Annotated in this window: 15 protein-coding genes; 12 read left to right on the top strand and 3 right to left on the bottom strand. The window is 57.2% G+C overall.

What is annotated here, in order from left to right; translation table 11 throughout:
• Positions 1–98: 98 nt before the first annotated feature.
• Complete coding sequence (locus tag RZ517_RS10745; RefSeq protein WP_338548237.1) at positions 99–941, bottom strand: AAA family ATPase; 843 nt, start codon at positions 939–941, stop codon at positions 99–101.
• A gap of 158 nt (positions 942–1,099) precedes the next feature.
• On the opposite strand from RZ517_RS10745, the gene dksA reads away from it, so the two are divergent.
• The 3 genes from dksA to RZ517_RS10730 all read left to right on the top strand — a co-directional run bounded on the left by dksA (position 1,100) and on the right by RZ517_RS10730 (position 3,172).
• Positions 1,100–1,555, top strand: a complete 456-nt coding sequence (gene dksA / locus RZ517_RS10740; RefSeq protein ID WP_317054482.1) for an RNA polymerase-binding protein DksA — start codon at positions 1,100–1,102, stop codon at positions 1,553–1,555.
• A 72-nt stretch (positions 1,556–1,627) separates the two neighbouring features.
• Positions 1,628–2,788, top strand: a complete 1,161-nt coding sequence (locus RZ517_RS10735; RefSeq protein ID WP_338548236.1) for an FAD-dependent monooxygenase — start codon at positions 1,628–1,630, stop codon at positions 2,786–2,788.
• A 225-nt stretch (positions 2,789–3,013) separates the two neighbouring features.
• Positions 3,014–3,172 (top strand): hypothetical protein, encoded by a 159-nt coding sequence (locus RZ517_RS10730; RefSeq protein WP_338548235.1) that lies wholly within the window; start codon positions 3,014–3,016, stop codon positions 3,170–3,172.
• Between the two features lie 121 nt (positions 3,173–3,293).
• Here RZ517_RS10730 and xth read toward each other — a convergent pair whose 3' ends face one another.
• A complete protein-coding gene (gene xth, locus RZ517_RS10725; RefSeq protein WP_338548234.1) occupies positions 3,294–4,076 on the bottom strand; it encodes an exodeoxyribonuclease III in 783 nt (260 codons plus the stop codon).
• 336 nt (positions 4,077–4,412) lie between these two features.
• On the opposite strand from xth, the gene RZ517_RS10720 reads away from it, so the two are divergent.
• The 3 genes from RZ517_RS10720 to RZ517_RS10710 are packed head-to-tail and all read left to right on the top strand — an operon-like array spanning position 4,413 to position 6,787.
• Positions 4,413–4,766 (top strand): hypothetical protein, encoded by a 354-nt coding sequence (locus RZ517_RS10720; RefSeq protein WP_338548233.1) that lies wholly within the window; start codon positions 4,413–4,415, stop codon positions 4,764–4,766.
• Between the two features lie 45 nt (positions 4,767–4,811).
• Positions 4,812–5,885 (top strand): DUF6902 family protein, encoded by a 1,074-nt coding sequence (locus RZ517_RS10715; RefSeq protein WP_338548232.1) that lies wholly within the window; start codon positions 4,812–4,814, stop codon positions 5,883–5,885.
• The gene (locus tag RZ517_RS10710; RefSeq protein WP_338548231.1) at positions 5,882–6,787 is read left to right on the top strand and encodes a DMT family transporter; all 906 of its coding nucleotides are present in this window, start codon (positions 5,882–5,884) and stop codon (positions 6,785–6,787) included. Before RZ517_RS10715 ends, RZ517_RS10710 begins: the two co-directional genes overlap by 4 nt.
• 19 nt (positions 6,788–6,806) lie before the next feature.
• Here RZ517_RS10710 and RZ517_RS10705 read toward each other — a convergent pair whose 3' ends face one another.
• On the bottom strand, positions 6,807–7,130 hold the full coding sequence (locus RZ517_RS10705; protein ID WP_317057806.1) for a HesB/IscA family protein: 324 nt from the start codon (positions 7,128–7,130) through the stop codon (positions 6,807–6,809).
• Positions 7,131–7,222: 92 nt separating this feature from the next.
• On the opposite strand from RZ517_RS10705, the gene RZ517_RS10700 reads away from it, so the two are divergent.
• The 6 genes from RZ517_RS10700 (at position 7,223) to RZ517_RS10675 (ending at position 14,881) form a co-directional block, all read left to right on the top strand.
• Positions 7,223–8,392 carry a deoxyguanosinetriphosphate triphosphohydrolase gene (locus RZ517_RS10700; protein ID WP_338548230.1) on the top strand — a complete coding sequence of 390 codons (1,170 nt, stop codon included), beginning with the start codon at positions 7,223–7,225 and terminating at the stop codon, positions 8,390–8,392.
• A 2-nt stretch (positions 8,393–8,394) separates the two neighbouring features.
• Complete coding sequence (locus RZ517_RS10695; protein WP_338548229.1) at positions 8,395–10,215, top strand: cation:proton antiporter; 1,821 nt, start codon at positions 8,395–8,397, stop codon at positions 10,213–10,215.
• Positions 10,216–10,290: 75 nt separating this feature from the next.
• Entirely contained in the window at positions 10,291–12,036 is a 1,746-nt protein-coding gene (gene argS / locus RZ517_RS10690; protein ID WP_338548228.1) for an arginine--tRNA ligase, read from the top strand.
• Positions 12,037–12,123: 87 nt separating this feature from the next.
• Positions 12,124–13,092, top strand: coding sequence for an SPOR domain-containing protein (locus RZ517_RS10685; RefSeq protein WP_422395579.1), 969 nt, complete (start codon positions 12,124–12,126; stop codon positions 13,090–13,092).
• Positions 13,068–14,084: a beta-N-acetylhexosaminidase gene (gene nagZ, locus RZ517_RS10680; RefSeq protein ID WP_338548226.1), complete on the top strand. Its 1,017-nt coding sequence runs from the start codon at positions 13,068–13,070 to the stop codon at positions 14,082–14,084. The genes RZ517_RS10685 and nagZ overlap by 25 nt, the downstream gene beginning before the upstream one ends.
• Before the next feature lie 8 nt (positions 14,085–14,092).
• A complete protein-coding gene (locus tag RZ517_RS10675; protein ID WP_338548225.1) occupies positions 14,093–14,881 on the top strand; it encodes a segregation and condensation protein A in 789 nt (262 codons plus the stop codon).
• Positions 14,882–14,883: the final 2 nt, after the last annotated feature.

The following is a 14,883-nucleotide window of genomic DNA, read 5'->3' as shown; positions in this document are numbered from 1 at the left end:
TCATGTCCGCAGCCGAGAGCAGCTGTGCCGCAGAACAGGGTTATGTTAGCGACAGGACCGGTTCTGTCTAGACAGTTCCTTATTTTTCAGCCGTTTGCTCAGCGCTGTTGACGCCGCGCCATAAAGGCCAACCGCTCAAACAGATGCACATCCTGCTCATTTTTTAGCAATGCGCCATGTAGTTTCGGCAACGCATCCGCGCCATCGCGTTTGAGGTCTTCTGCTGTCAGATCTTCGGCCAGAATGAGCTTCAGCCAATCCAGAACCTCTGACGTGGACGGCTTTTTCTTCAATCCGGATTGTTCGCGAATCTCGTAGAACTGTGTCAGCGCCTCGGTCAGAAGCTTGTCCTTGATGCCTGGGTGATGCACCTCGACGATTTGCTTCATCGTTTCAGGGTCAGGAAACCGGATGTAGTGAAAGAAACACCTGCGCAGAAAGGCATCTGGCAGTTCTTTTTCATTGTTTGAGGTGATGATCACAATCGGACGTTGGCGTGCCTGAATGGTCTCGCCTGTCTCGTAGACGTGAAATTCCATCCGGTCGAGTTCCTGCAAAAGGTCATTGGGAAACTCGATATCGGCCTTGTCGATTTCATCAATCAGCAAAACAATCTTTTCGTCCGCCTCAAAAGCCTGCCAGAGCTTGCCCTTTTTGATGTAGTTCTTCACGTCATGCACGCGCTCTTCACCCAGTTGGCTGTCGCGCAGACGGGACACGGCATCGTATTCGTAAAGCCCTTGCTGCGCCTTGGTGGTGGATTTGATATTCCACTCCAGCATAGAGAGCCCAAGGGCCTCGGCCACCTGCCGCGCGAGCTCAGTTTTACCCGTTCCCGGCTCGCCCTTAACAAGCAGAGGGCGTTCAAGGGTCACCGCCGCATTGACCGCCACTGTGAGGTCGTCGGTGGCGATATAGGCATCTGTTCCTGTGAACTTCATGTCGTGTCTTGGCCTTTTTGTGATGACAAACTGCTGTAAATTCGCGCGCACCCTATTATTTCAATGATTACACATCAATGCAGGTTGATTGTGTAGTGACATTCCCTTGCGGCAGGTATATCCGGTGCGCGTGGGAGCCGCGGTCTCGGGAGACTGAAATGCATGACCTTGGCCTTGATGAGGGAGCTGACATGAAAGCTGAAGTCTTTCTTGCAGAAGACTATACCCCGGCCGAAGACGAACCGTTTATGAACGACCGTCAGCTGGAGTATTTTCGGCGCAAGCTGATTAACTGGAGAAACGAATTGCTGGAAGGCAGTCGCGACACGATCGAGGGGCTGCAAGACGGCACCCGCGCGATCCCTGATGTTGCGGACCGGGCCAGCGAAGAGACAGATCGCGCGCTGGAATTGCGCACGCGGGATCGTCAGCGCAAGCTGGTGGCCAAGATCGACGCCGCTCTGCGCCGTATCGACGAGGGCGAATACGGGTATTGCGAAGTGACCGGCGAGCCGATCAGCCTTAAGCGATTGAACGCGCGTCCGATTGCAACCATGAGCCTTGAGGCTCAAGAGCGCCACGAGCGCCGTGAAAAAGTGCATCGCGACGACTGATTTCGTGCCAGGACAAACAGAAATTCAGGCGCCGGGGCTTTTGCTCCGGCGTTTTTGCTTTCAAAAGGGCATATGGATTTAACAGGTCTCAACGTTGTCGTGATCGGTGCCGGCATTGGTGGAATGGCTGCGGCCCTGGTGCTGCGTCGGCAGGGGGCCTCTGTGCGTGTATTGGAGCAGGCACCTGAGATCACCGAAGTGGGCGCTGGTATTCAGGTCAGTCCAAACGGATTTGTCGTTCTCAAGGCGCTGGAGCTTGGAGAACGTTTGCGCGCGACCAGCCCGCAAGGCACCCATATTCGATTGCGAGACTACTCCGGCAGGCTTGTAACGACACTCGACCTCGGACTTTCCGGGCATAGTGACTACTATTTCGTGCATCGCGCGGATCTGCTGAATCTCTTGCTTGGTGCCGCTGTGCAAAGCGGTGTGGAGGTCAGCACCGGGTTTCAGGTGATGAATGTCACGCCCGATACAACGCCCAAGGTCACGGATCATGACGGAAACACCCATAGTGCCGATTTGGTCGTCGGTGCCGATGGGTTGCACTCAGTCGCCCGCGCGGCGCTCAATGGCACGGTTGCACCGTTTTTCACGCAGCAAGTGGCCTGGCGCGCGGTCGTCCCGGAAATCGAGGCCTCGCAAATGGTTGATCTCTATATGGGGCCGCGCCGCCACATCGTAACTTATCCGCTCCGGCAGAGCAGGCTGCGCAATATTGTGGCTGTGGAAGAACGCACACAGTGGGTGGCTGAGAGCTGGAGCCAGCAGGATGATCCTGATGCAATGCGGGCTGTCTTTGCGGATTTTGGGCCGGATGTTCAGGCGCTTTTGAGTCGTGTGGAGCAGGTCAACCTTTGGGGGTTGTTCCGGCATCCCGTTGCGCCAAGCTGGCAGGCGGGGAATGTGGCCTTGCTGGGCGACGCGGCTCATCCAACGCTGCCATTTTTAGCGCAAGGGGCGAACATGGCACTGGAGGACGCCTGGACACTTGGTAAATGCCTGAGCGCGGCTTCCGATATATCGTCAGCACTGGCTCGATATCAGGAGCTACGCAAAGACCGCACTGCGCGCATCGTTATGGCTGCCAGCAAGAATGCTTGGAAGTATCATTTGTCGTTTCGACCGTTGCGGGGCATGGCGCATGCAGGGCTGAAACTTGGTGGTCTTGTCGCCCCGGGCCGTATGATTGGCCAGTTTGACTGGATCTATGGTCACGATGTGACGCAGTGAGAATTATCTTCGTCGCCAGTAAGTCGGATAAATGTGTGAGAGTTGACCTCTGTATTTATTCAAGATTGTGGACAATGTGAGACTCGGGAGGTGATTGATGCCTGAGCGCGAAGAATGCATGTAAATGCTTGGGGCATAGACCTAATTTCTGCCTCACTTGCCTCATTTTTGACATATTTCTGAGTTGTTTAGTGAGCCTTGGTGGGGGCACCGAGAGAGGCTGCTATGAACTACTGGGACGCTGTCGACCAAGAAGAAAATCACAACAAATGGTCTGACTGGACCATGACCCCCAAAAAACAACCGCGCAAAATGACTGACTATGTCTCTGGAATTGTTTTTCTGACATCCGGAATTTATGCGTTTGGAATTATTGGAATGTGAAGCTTGCTGGTGGAGCAGCCAGCCGAGGTATTGCAACTCGTCATCTTTCCGTCTTGTACCAAGACATCCGCACATGTGTTTTCAACCAAAGCACCAAAGCACCAAAGCGATTGATCGTCTTTCAAAGCGCAAACTCTACCCAGATCGGCACGTGATCTGAGGGTTTTTCGCGCCCGCGAACGCCCTTGTCGATGCCACAATCCTGCATCAAGTCGGCGGCTTCGGGGCTGAGCAGAAAGTGGTCAATCCGAATTCCGTCATCACGGTTCCAGGCTCCGGCCTGATAGTCCCAGAACGTGTAATGCCCCGGCGCGGTGTTACGCGCACGAAACGCTTCGGTGAACCCAAGGTTCACAAGGTCGCGGAAGGCCGCCCGGCTTTGGGGCAGGGCAAGCGCATCGGTGGTCCAAGCTTCGGGGCGTTTGGCATCCTCATCCTGCGGGATCACATTGTAGTCGCCTGCCATCAAGAACGGTTCTTCTTGTTCCAGTAGTTCTTTGGCGCGGGCCTTCTGGCGCGCCATCCATGCGAGTTTGTAGTCATATTTCGGCCCCGGTGCCGGATTGCCGTTAGGAAGGTAAAGCCCGCAAATCCGCAGGGCTTTGTGCTCTCCCACAACAGTCGCCTCAATCCAGCGCGCCTGTTCGTCCGTCTCATCACCGGGCAATCCACGGCGCACATCCTCAAGCGGGAGCTTTGACAGAAGCGCGACTCCGTTAAAGCTTTTCTGCCCGTGGGTTTCGACCTGATAGCCAAGCTCTTCAATCGGATCTCGTGGAAACCCTTCGTCAACGGATTTGATTTCTTGCAGGATCGCAACGTCTGGTTCGGCTTCTTTGAGCCAGTCAAGCAGGGCAGGGAGCCGTGCTTTTATGCCGTTGATGTTGAAGCTGGCAACTTTCATGTAGCCTCCCTTTTGACTGCGTCTATCGCTCAGTCAGCGCGCTCTGGCAAGACCGGCGCGCAGAGTGACCTTTATTTATCAATCGCCCTTAGGTTGATTCGCTGCGTCGCGCAGTGCCTAGAGGGCAAAGCATGCAAAATTACGCGTGTGGATAAAATTATTTTCTCCCGGAAATCTGGAACAGCAAGTATCTGATCGCCAATGGTCTGCCCCATTCATCCACAGGGTCGTTGGCTATGTGGATAACAACCTAAGGTTGTTTTTCTGTTGTTGCGACCCGATTACCGTGCAACGATTTGGGCACTCACCGGCACTGCCGAAAAAAGGAGAAAAATTATGGTAGCACTTCGTAAAGAACAGATTTCGTACAAAACAACACAAGACAACAGCGCCGATATGTTTGACGGCTCCGCAGTTGAGGCATTCACTTCTTCATTGGGTCCTGTCGCAGAAGCAGACGCGTATGTTGGGCAGGGCACAGAGGCGTTCACATCGTCGCTGACACCTGTCACATCCTCAGATATGGACGGCGATGCGGTGGAACTCTTCACCTCTAGCCTTGGTCCGGTTCGTGCATCTGACACCACGGAAGGCGACGCAGTAGAGCTTTTCACTTCCAGCCTCGGGCCCGTCCGCGCCTCCGAGACCACTGAAGGTGACGCTGTTCACGCCTTCACTTCGAGCCTGTAAATGGCTCAGCGGAACGGAATCTGGTTGTAAAGGAAGGTATCATTCATGGGATCCGTCGTTCACTTCGATTTTCCGTTCCGCCAATCCACGGCAGAGCTGCGTCAGGCGGCTTTGCTGGAGCGGTTTGTGTCGCAACGCCGTCCGGAACAGGATGTGTTCTGGCTCAAGGAAAACGCGGAACTGCTCAACATCTACCAAAGCTGCGGCTTTGAGTTGCCGCTGACCTCGCTTGCGCCCTTCAACAATTTCTACGACACCATCGAAAAGCGCCTCAGCTTTTTCCCGCAATATTATCGGTTTTTGCTGTCGATGTGCCTCGATCTTGAGGACCTTGGCCTGCCAGGAAACCGCGCTGAGGCCGCGGTGGACTGGGTTGCGAAGCAAGGGCTTGTGGGGGCGGAACTGTCGGACCTGCAGCGCGCCGAAGCCCGGCGTTTGTGTCTGCGCCGCGGGGTAGACCCCGTGTCTCGCGACCTTGGGCTGGATGACCGGTTGCGTGACTTCACGACACGGTCGGAAACCTTTGCGATACCCAATAAGAAGGCAGCTTATGAGCTGACCCACATCGTGTTCTACCTGTCCGACTACGGACTGAAGGATCCCTGTCTTGATGAAAAGTCGATCCAAAGTCTGACCTTTGCAGGTACGTTGGCCTATCTTGAGCTGAACATCGATCTGCTCGCCGAGATCTGCATTGCACTTCGCTTTGCCGGGGTCAGCCCACCGGAAAGCTGGGACAGTTGGCTGGCAGAGCAAACCCGTTACTTCGCAATCCGCGAAGATGATATGGGCTGGCGGTCAGATGCGTACCATCCGTATTTCATGCTGAACTGGCATCTGGCCCTGTCAGGGCAGGGTGGATTTGGGGCGCAAATCCCAGAAGGCCCTATCAGCTTTACCGCGCCACGGCATGAGGTTGCCCCGCTGCGAGAGCTGTCCGAGCAGATGTACACACTGGACGGGGTTCGGCACCCGGACTGGTCCGCGATGCGCCCGAAACTGGATGAAACTCTGTCGGACATGGCGCGAGAGGTAATCAACGCTGCCGAACAAGCGGTTGATTTTCAATCGTTCTTCAATGGATTTGCCCGTGCCAGCGCCCCTGGAGCTCTAGTATGATCCGACACGTCTCTTCGGCTCTTGTTTTGTCCGGCGTCGGGCTAACAGCTCTCTACTCTCTGTTAATCACCGGCGCGGACGCCATCACCAAAGGCTTTGCGCAATCCTATTCCGCACCACAGCTCTTTGCCATATCCGGCGGATTGGTGGCCCTTTTCAGTTTGTTGGCCAACCGCGACACATGCGGTCAGAGGCGCTGCATGTCGACGCAATGCCCCAGGGCTATGACCGTTCGTGTGGTGGCCACCGTGCTGGGTACATTGGCCTTTTTCCACGCGTTTCGGCTATTGCCGTTTGCCGATGTCTTCCTGTTCATCGCGCTGATCCCGTTGTTCACCGCAATTCTGTCCGGCCCGGTGCTGGGAGAGCCCGTGCGCAGTCAGACATGGATGGCACTTGGACTGGGCGTGGTGGGCGTGGCGTGCGTATTCCCGGAAGGTGTGCACGGAATGGGATTGGGTCATCTTATCGCACTGTCGGCCGTCATTCTGGGGTCCATTTCGATGGTTACGTCTCGGTTTATCGGACGGCGCGACACCAATCTGCTCGCGCAGGTCTTTTATCCGAACCTGGCCCTGATGGGGGTCATGGCACTTGCTTTGCCTTTTGTGTTCAAGCCGATGTCAAGCATCGACGTGGCTCTCGCGGCGATCTATGCTTTGCTGCTCTTTGGTGCGCGCTGGGTTTTGGTCGCCGCACTGCGAATTTTGCCAGCCTATGTGGTGACGCCACTGATGAACTTACAATTCATTTGGATGGTTGCCATTGGCTGGGCGTTCTTTGCTGAAACGCCTGCCGCGCATACCTATCTTGGGGCGTTTATCATAATTTCAGCAGGCGGTTGGCTGATTTGGGAACGCATTCGACCGGTAGCAGACAAAACCCTCGTCCCGGCGGAATAGACAGCACGAGTTCTAGACATCACATCGAGAAGGACGTCCCACAGCCGCAGGCGCTTGTGGCGTTCGGATTATCAATCGTAAAACGCGCACCGATCAGCTCTTCGGTGAAATCAATGGTCGCCCCGGTCAAAAAGGGCAGTGAGACGCTATCCACAACGACCTTTTCGCCTTTGCCCTCCAGCACGAGATCATCCTCGGCGGGCGCATCAAGCTTGATGTCATACTGAAAGCCCGAGCATCCGCCGCCTTCTACGGCGACCCGAAGGGCCTGTCCCTGATCGCCAGCGCCGATTTCGGCCAGACGCTCGAAGGCGCGTTCCGTCACAGTTGGAGGCAGTTGCATCGCAGGTGGTTCCATATGGTTTCGTTCAGCTTGCCAATGCAATATATGAGGCATGGGACAGTGCCACAAGACAGGGCAGGCGAGTAAAAGACATGACAAAGCCCTATGCGTCGGATCCAGACCGCGCGCGGCCCCGGCTTGTGGCCGAGGAGGAAAGCGCGTTTCGCTCGTGTTTTCAGCGGGACCGCGACCGCATCATCCATTCCAGCGCCTTTCGCCGTCTCAAGCACAAGACACAGGTTTTTGTGGAGCATGAAGGCGACTATTTTCGCACGCGTCTGACCCATTCTATTGAGGTTGCGCAGGTGGCGCGGACGATTTCGGGCGCTTTGGGGTTGAATGTGGAACTGACCGAGGCCGTCGCGCTGGCGCATGATCTGGGTCACACGCCATTTGGGCACACCGGAGAAGACGCGCTCAACGCATTGATGGCCCTCTATGGCGGGTTTGATCACAATGCTCAGGCCATTCGCATCGTCACCTCACTGGAGCGGCACTATGCCGAGTTTGATGGGCTGAACCTGACCTGGGACACGCTGGAAGGGATTGCCAAGCACAACGGCCCGGTGACCGGTGAGTTGCCTTATGCGCTGGCCGATTACAACACGCTGCATGATCTTGAGTTGCACAGCTTTGCCAGTGCCGAAGCGCAAGTGGCCGCATTGGCCGACGATATTGCCTATAACAACCATGATCTGCATGACGGGTTGCGTGCCAGGCTTTTCACCGAGGATGATATCCGCGATTTACCTATGGTTGGTCCGTGCTTTGACACTGTGGATCAGAGGTATCCAGGGCTGGATGCATATCGCCGCCGTCATGAGGCCTTGCGGCGCGTGTTTGGTGAGATGGTTGCCGATGTGATCGAGACGTCTCGATCAAAGCTACAGGAAACCGGTGTAAAGACGACGGACGATATCCGCCATTTGGGTCAACCTGCGATCTTGTTTTCTGATCAGGTGGCGGCGGATATGAAGACAATAAAGTCATTCCTTTTCAAGCATATGTACCGCGCTCCTAAAGTTACCGAGATGCGCCAGCGCGTCACGCGCGTGGTCGAAGAGCTGTTTCCGTTTTACATGTCCAAACCCGAATTTCTGCCCAAGCGCTGGCAAAATGATGTGGCTCAAGCGAAAACTGAAATCGAATTGGCGCGGTTGGTCAGCGACTACATCGCGGGAATGACAGATCGCTATGCGCTAGAAAGCCACAAACGGCTCTTGGGCGGAGACGACAGCGCAGTGGCGCGAGAAGGAGTGTAAGGATGGCAGCAACACCTGCAGATGGCGGTTTGGACCCGGTCATGGCCTTTGCGCTTGTCGGCGCGCTGGGCGTTGGTGCGCAATGGGTGGCCTGGCGGCTCAGGATGCCTGCGATTGTTCTGATGTTGGTTGCTGGCCTGTTGGCTGGACCTGTGTTTGGAATTTTTGATCCCGAAAGGGACATTGGCGTCCTGATGGGGCCGATGATCTCCATTGCGGTGGCCATTATTCTATTTGAAGGCGGGTTAACGCTCGATTTTCATAGCCTGCGAGGGGCAGAGCAGGGGGTAAAACGGCTGGTGGTTGTCGGCGCACCTTTGGGGTGGATCGGCTCGGCTTTGGCCTTGCACTATGTCGGCGGCCTGAGTTGGGAAAGCGCCGCGGTTTTTGGCGGGATCATGATTGTCACCGGGCCAACTGTCATTGCGCCGCTCTTGCGGCAGGCGCGTCTTAATCGCCGTCCTGCACAGCTCATGCAGTGGGAAGCCATCGTCAATGATCCTATTGGCGCATTGGCGGCTGTTCTGGCCTTTGAGGTTGTAGTCGTCACCGCCGCCGCAGGCAGCCTTGGCCACGCAGCCTGGGAAATTATTCGCGGTATTACAATCGCTTGCGCCGTGGGATATGGTGCAGGTTGGGGTCTTTCAGAAGCATTTCGCCGGGCTTACGTTCCGGAATATATGAAAGTCCCGGTGCTCTTTGCCGTCCTGCTCGCCGCTTTCGCGGTCACGGACTACATGCTGCATGAAAGTGGGCTTCTGACCGTCACGGTCATGGGTATTGTCATGGCCAATGCCAATTTGCCCAGCTACACGGAACTGCGTCGGTTCAAGGAACATGCGACCATTCTGTTGGTTTCGGGCGTGTTCATCCTGCTTGCCGCCAATATGGATTTTGAGACCCTTGGGCGGCTGAACTGGCAGGCCGCAGCCTTGGTTGCTGTGGTTGTCCTTCTGGTGCGCCCGGCCACCGTGCTTCTGTCGCTTTTAGGAACCAATATTCCCTTCAAGGAACGCCTGCTTGTCGGCCTCGCAGGGCCAAGAGGCGTGGTGCTTGTCGCGGTTGCGGGGCTCTTTGGTGAAAGATTGGTGGCCAATGGGGTCGAAGATGCGGCTTTTCTCACACCATTTGCCTTCGCCCTCGTGGCGGTCACGGTGGTGCTGAACGGCTTTTTGCTGGCCCCCGTGGCGCGCGCCATGGGCTTGGCGGGCAAAGGCACGCCGGGTGTCATCATCGCGGGCGGATCGCAATTCGCCACATCCTTTGCACAAGCTTTGCTCAGCGTGAAAATCCCGGTCCTGATCACCGACACCAACCGCGCGCGCCTGCGCAGTGCACGGGATGCGGGGCTGCATGTGTTTTACGGCGATGTGCTCTCGGAAGCGGCTGAGCACAGTGTGGAAATCATGTCCTATGGCCGCATTGTCGCTGTCAGCGACAATGACGCCTACAACACGCTCGTGGCGACCGACCTTGCGCCGGAGTTCGGTCGCGAAAACGTGTATCAGTTGGGCAGGCTGAAATCCGACAGCAAGCGCCTCGTCCTGCCTCCGGGACTGGGCGGACAGAGTTTTGCAGGCAAACTCACTTATCTTGAGATTGCCAGCAAAATGGCGAAAGGTTGGGAGGTGCGCGTCACATTGCTGACCGATGAATTCACCAAGTCGGACTGGGCCGCACAAAATCCCGAAGGCATAGCCCTTGCGCTTTACAAAGAGGGCGGAGCCTTCACCTTGCTCTCTGCTGATGCGGAATGGGAACCAGACCCGGATACAGAACTGATCTGGTTTGGACCCGGTCGTGAGGACGTGGCGGCAAAGTAAACCGCGCCGCGCATCGCGATTGACGCGCGCTACGGGGGTGCTAAACCGACGCCCGACAGAAGAAGGATCGCCCGGATGAATGTGTTCACCGAAATCAGGCAGGCCGTGCTGGCAGCCCTTGAGGCCATGCAAGGGGCAGGGGAACTGCCCGTGGGTCTTGATCTGACAAACGTGACAGTTGAGCCGCCGCGCGATGCCGCACACGGTGATATGGCGACCAATGCGGCCATGGTTCTGGCGAAACCGGCTGGTCTGAAACCACGCGATATTGCCGAGGCGCTGGCCGGGCATCTTGGGGCGCATGACGCTATTCTAAGTGCCGAGGTGGCCGGACCGGGGTTCTTGAACCTGCGTCTTGCGCCGTCGCTCTGGCATTCCGTGGTTCAGGCGGCTTTGGCGGCGGGTGCTGACTTTGGCCGCTCTGACACCGGTACCGGGAAAAAGGTGAATGTCGAATACGTCTCGGCCAACCCAACCGGGCCTTTGCATGTGGGTCACACGCGCGGCGCTGTTTTCGGCGACGCATTGGCCAGTCTCTTGGATTTCGTGGGCTACGACGTCACGCGCGAATACTACATCAACGATGGCGGCGCGCAGGTCGATGTATTGGCGCGCTCTGTTTACCTGCGTTACCTGGAGGCACATGGTCAGGAGGTGGCGTTCGAGGACGGCACCTATCCCGGTGATTACCTGATCCCGGTCGGGGCTGCTCTGAAGGACAAGGTCGGCGATGCGTATGTCGATCAGCCCGAAGAGGTCTGGCTGGTTGAGGTGCGAGACTATGCCACCGAGGCGATGATGGATCTCATCCGCGCGGACCTGAAGGCGCTTGGGGTTCAGATGGATGTGTTTTTCAGTGAGAAATCCCTCTATGGCACGGGCCGGATCGAACAGGCGCTAGAGGCGCTGCAATCCAAGGGCTTGATCTACGAGGGCGTGCTTGAGCCACCCAAAGGCAAAAAGCCCGAGGATTGGGAGCCGCGTGAGCAGACGCTCTTCAAATCGACCGAGCATGGCGATGACGTGGACAGGCCAGTAAAGAAGTCAGACGGCAGCTGGACCTATTTTGCGCCGGATATTGCCTATCACTATGACAAGGTCAGCAGGGGCTTTGACGCGCTGATGGATGTCTTTGGCGCGGATCACGGCGGCTATGTCAAACGGATGAAGGCGGCGGTGTCTGCGCTCAGTGATGGCAAGGTGCCGCTCGATATCAAGCTCACACAACTGGTGAAGCTCTACAAAGACGGTGAGCCATTCAAGATGTCCAAACGGGCAGGGACATTTGTCACCCTGCGCGATGTGGTTGATCAGGTTGGTGCGGACGTGACCCGCTTTGTCATGCTGACCCGCAAGAACGATGCACCTTTGGATTTTGACTTTGACAAAGTGCTGGAGCAATCCAAGGAAAACCCTGTTTTTTATGTGCAATATGCGCATGCGCGGGTGAAATCGGTTTTGCGCAAGGCGGTTGAGGCGGGCATTGCCGTGGACGACGCCGATCTTGGCGCGGCGGATCTCTCGCAGTTGACGGATGAGGCGCAGCTCTCAGTCGCCAAGAAGATCGCCGAATGGCCACGTCTGGTGGAAATTGCCGGGCGCACGAACGAGCCGCACCGCGTGGCGTTTTACCTCTATGATCTGGCCAGCGAACTGCACGCGCTCTGGAACCGGGGCAATGACAAACCCGAGTTGCGTTTCCTTGATGCAGATGATCCCGCCGCATCGCAGGCAAAAATTGCCCTCGCGCGGGCCGTAACCGTTGTTATTTCTGCTGGTCTTGGTATTCTAGGGGTAACTCCGGCAGACGAGATGCGCTGACATCATCAAAAATATCGCCGGGGAGAGCAGTGAACAACCGGCGGGCATGTATTCGCCGGAGAGACAAAGAGGCGAAACATGGCACAGATGACAGTGCAGCCGGGGGCTGTGTCTGAGCGGCAATTAAATTTACAAACGATTGCGAACTTTGCCGGGGCCGCGATATCGCTGGCGCTGGTGGTGGGCATTGGTGTTTGGGGCTACAAGCTTCTCATTCGTGACGTCAGTGGCGTTCCGGTGATCAAGGCCGCCGAAGGGCCGTTGCGGGTCCAGCCACAAGATCCCGGTGGCACAGAATTCCAGCATCAGGGTTTGGCCGTTAACGACGTTGCCGCCGTTGGAACAGCGGCGGATCCGGCAGACCGGCTTGTTTTGGCACCTGAACCACTGGAACTCAGCCTTGAGGACACGCCTCAGGTGGCCACTGTTGCCAATGAAGTGGCCAAGCAAGCCGCTGCAGCTCAGGAGGCCAACGTATCGGAGCCGGTGACGCAAACCGAAGCCGAGACCGAAGTGGCTGCGTTGGAGGTGGTCGACCGTTTGGCGCAAGGTGTCGAGCCTCTGGGCGAATTGCAACCGGCCCCAGAGGTTGAAGCGCTGCCTCAAACCGAAACAGTGATCACCACAGAGGACGTGGCAGAAGAAACACCTGTTACCGAAGGGCTGGGCCGTTCCTTGCGTCCGCAACTGCGCCCGACACGCGTTGCCGCGTCGACCGACTCGGTCGCCGAAGCCGTTGCGGCGAGCGTTGCTACGGCCTCAGCAAATTCGACATCGGCTTTGGTGGAGGTCTCTGCCATTCCAGCGGGCACGCGTTTGGCACAGTTGGGCGCTTATGAAAGCGCTGAGGTGGCGGCACAGGAATGGACGCGGCTCTCGGGTCAGTTCTCAGAATATCTAGGCGATAAACAACAGGTTATCCAGCGTGCCCAAAGCGGGGGGCGCACCTTTTACCGCCTGCGCGCCATGGGATTTGCAGACTTGAATGATGCGCGCCGGTTCTGTTCGGCTTTGGTGGCGGAAAACGCCGAATGTATCCCCGTGGTGACGCGTTGAACGCACTTGGCGCGTGCATCCTAGGGGTCGGCGCAACTGAACTCACTGAGGAAGAACGCGCGTTCTTTCGCAAGACGCGTCCTTTTGGATACATCCTATTTGCGCGAAATGTCGAAACGCCCGATCAACTGCGCGCGCTCTGTTCTGATCTCAGAGACGCGGCGGGTCACAACGCCCCGATCCTTATTGATCAGGAAGGTGGGCGGGTTCAACGACTGACCGGCCCAACCTGGCGCGACTGGCTCCCTCCGATGGAGCAGGTGCAGCTGGCAGGCGAAAGGGCCGAAGAGGCGATGTATGCGCGCTATCGCATCATCGCGCATGAGCTTTATGATCTCGGTATCGATGCCAATTGCGCGCCGCTTGTGGATGTTGCGGAGCCTGACACGCATCCCTTCCTAAAGAGCAGATGTTACGGGGAAAATCCGCATACGGTTGCGGCTGTTGGCCATGCGGTGGCGCAGGGTTTGCTGGACGGAGGCGTATTGCCAGTTGTCAAACACATGCCCGGTCACGGTCGCGCGACGGTCGATAGCCATTTCGATCTGCCGCAAGTCGATGCGGCTTTGGACGAATTGGATGAGACTGATTTCGCCCCGTTTCGCGCGTTGAATACGCTGCCCATGGGCATGACGGCGCATCTGGTCTATTCGGCATGTGACGCGGCGGCCGCAACACTTTCATCGCCGGTTATGCGCCTGATCCGAGAGCGTATCGGCTTTGACGGATTGATCATGACGGATGACATCTCCATGAAGGCGCTTAGCGGAAACATCCATGACCTCAGTGCGCAGGCCATTGCGGCAGGGTGTGATGTGGTATTGCATTGCAACGGTGACATTGGCGAGGCGCGCCAGGTGGCGGATGCGTCCGCCACGTTAAGCGGTACGGCACTGGACCGCGCAGAACGTGCATTGGCGGCGCGTCAGCCCCCTAATGAGGTTGACATTCCCGCGCTGGAGGCAAAGCTGGCCCAACTGCTGAAAGGCTAAGGGTACAGATGTCAGACGACGATTTTGACGATTTTGGACGGCCAGAGAGTGTCGCCGACCGTATGGTCGCCGAGGCGCTGATTGTCGATGTGGACGGGTTTGAAGGCCCGCTGGACCTGTTGCTGACGTTGGGACGCACGCAAAAGGTCGATCTGCGCAAAATCTCGATCCTGGAACTGGCGCAGCAGTACCTGGCCTTTGTCGAGCGTGCCAAGGCTCTGCGGCTGGAGCTTGCGGCGGACTACCTTGTTATGGCGGCGTGGCTGGCGTTCCTGAAGTCCCGGCTTCTCCTCCCGCCCGACCCGACCGAAGAGGGGCCTTCGGGCGAAGAGCTTGCAGCGCATCTGGCGTTTCAACTGGAACGTCTGCAAGCGATGCGCGATGCCGCCGCCAAGCTCATGGCGCGCGACCGGCTGGGTCGCGAATTTTTCGCGCGAGGCATTCCAGAAACGGTCACGCGGGTGCGCAAGGTGCAGTATACCGCGACGCTGCTGGATCTGATGCAGGGCTATGCGCGCATCCGTACCAAGGATGAATTTCGCCCCTACGCCTTTGACCGAGATGCGGTGTTCACTTTGGAACAGGCGCTTGACCGAATGCGGGGTTTGATCGGGTTTGCCGGGACATGGACCGACATCGCCAGCTATCTGCCCGACGGGTTTGTCACCGACCCGACACGCCGTCGCTCTGCCACCGCCTCGACCTTTGCGGCGGCGCTTGAGCTTGCTAAAGAGGGCAAGGTCGAGTTGCGGCAGGCCGAAGTGTACGCGCCGCTTGAGCTGCGGCGAAGGGATTAAGG

The sequence above is a fragment of the Roseovarius sp. S88 genome, assembly GCF_037023735.1.
Lineage (GTDB): Bacteria > Pseudomonadota > Alphaproteobacteria > Rhodobacterales > Rhodobacteraceae > Roseovarius > Roseovarius phycicola.
This window is presented reverse-complemented; position numbering and strand designations above follow the sequence as displayed.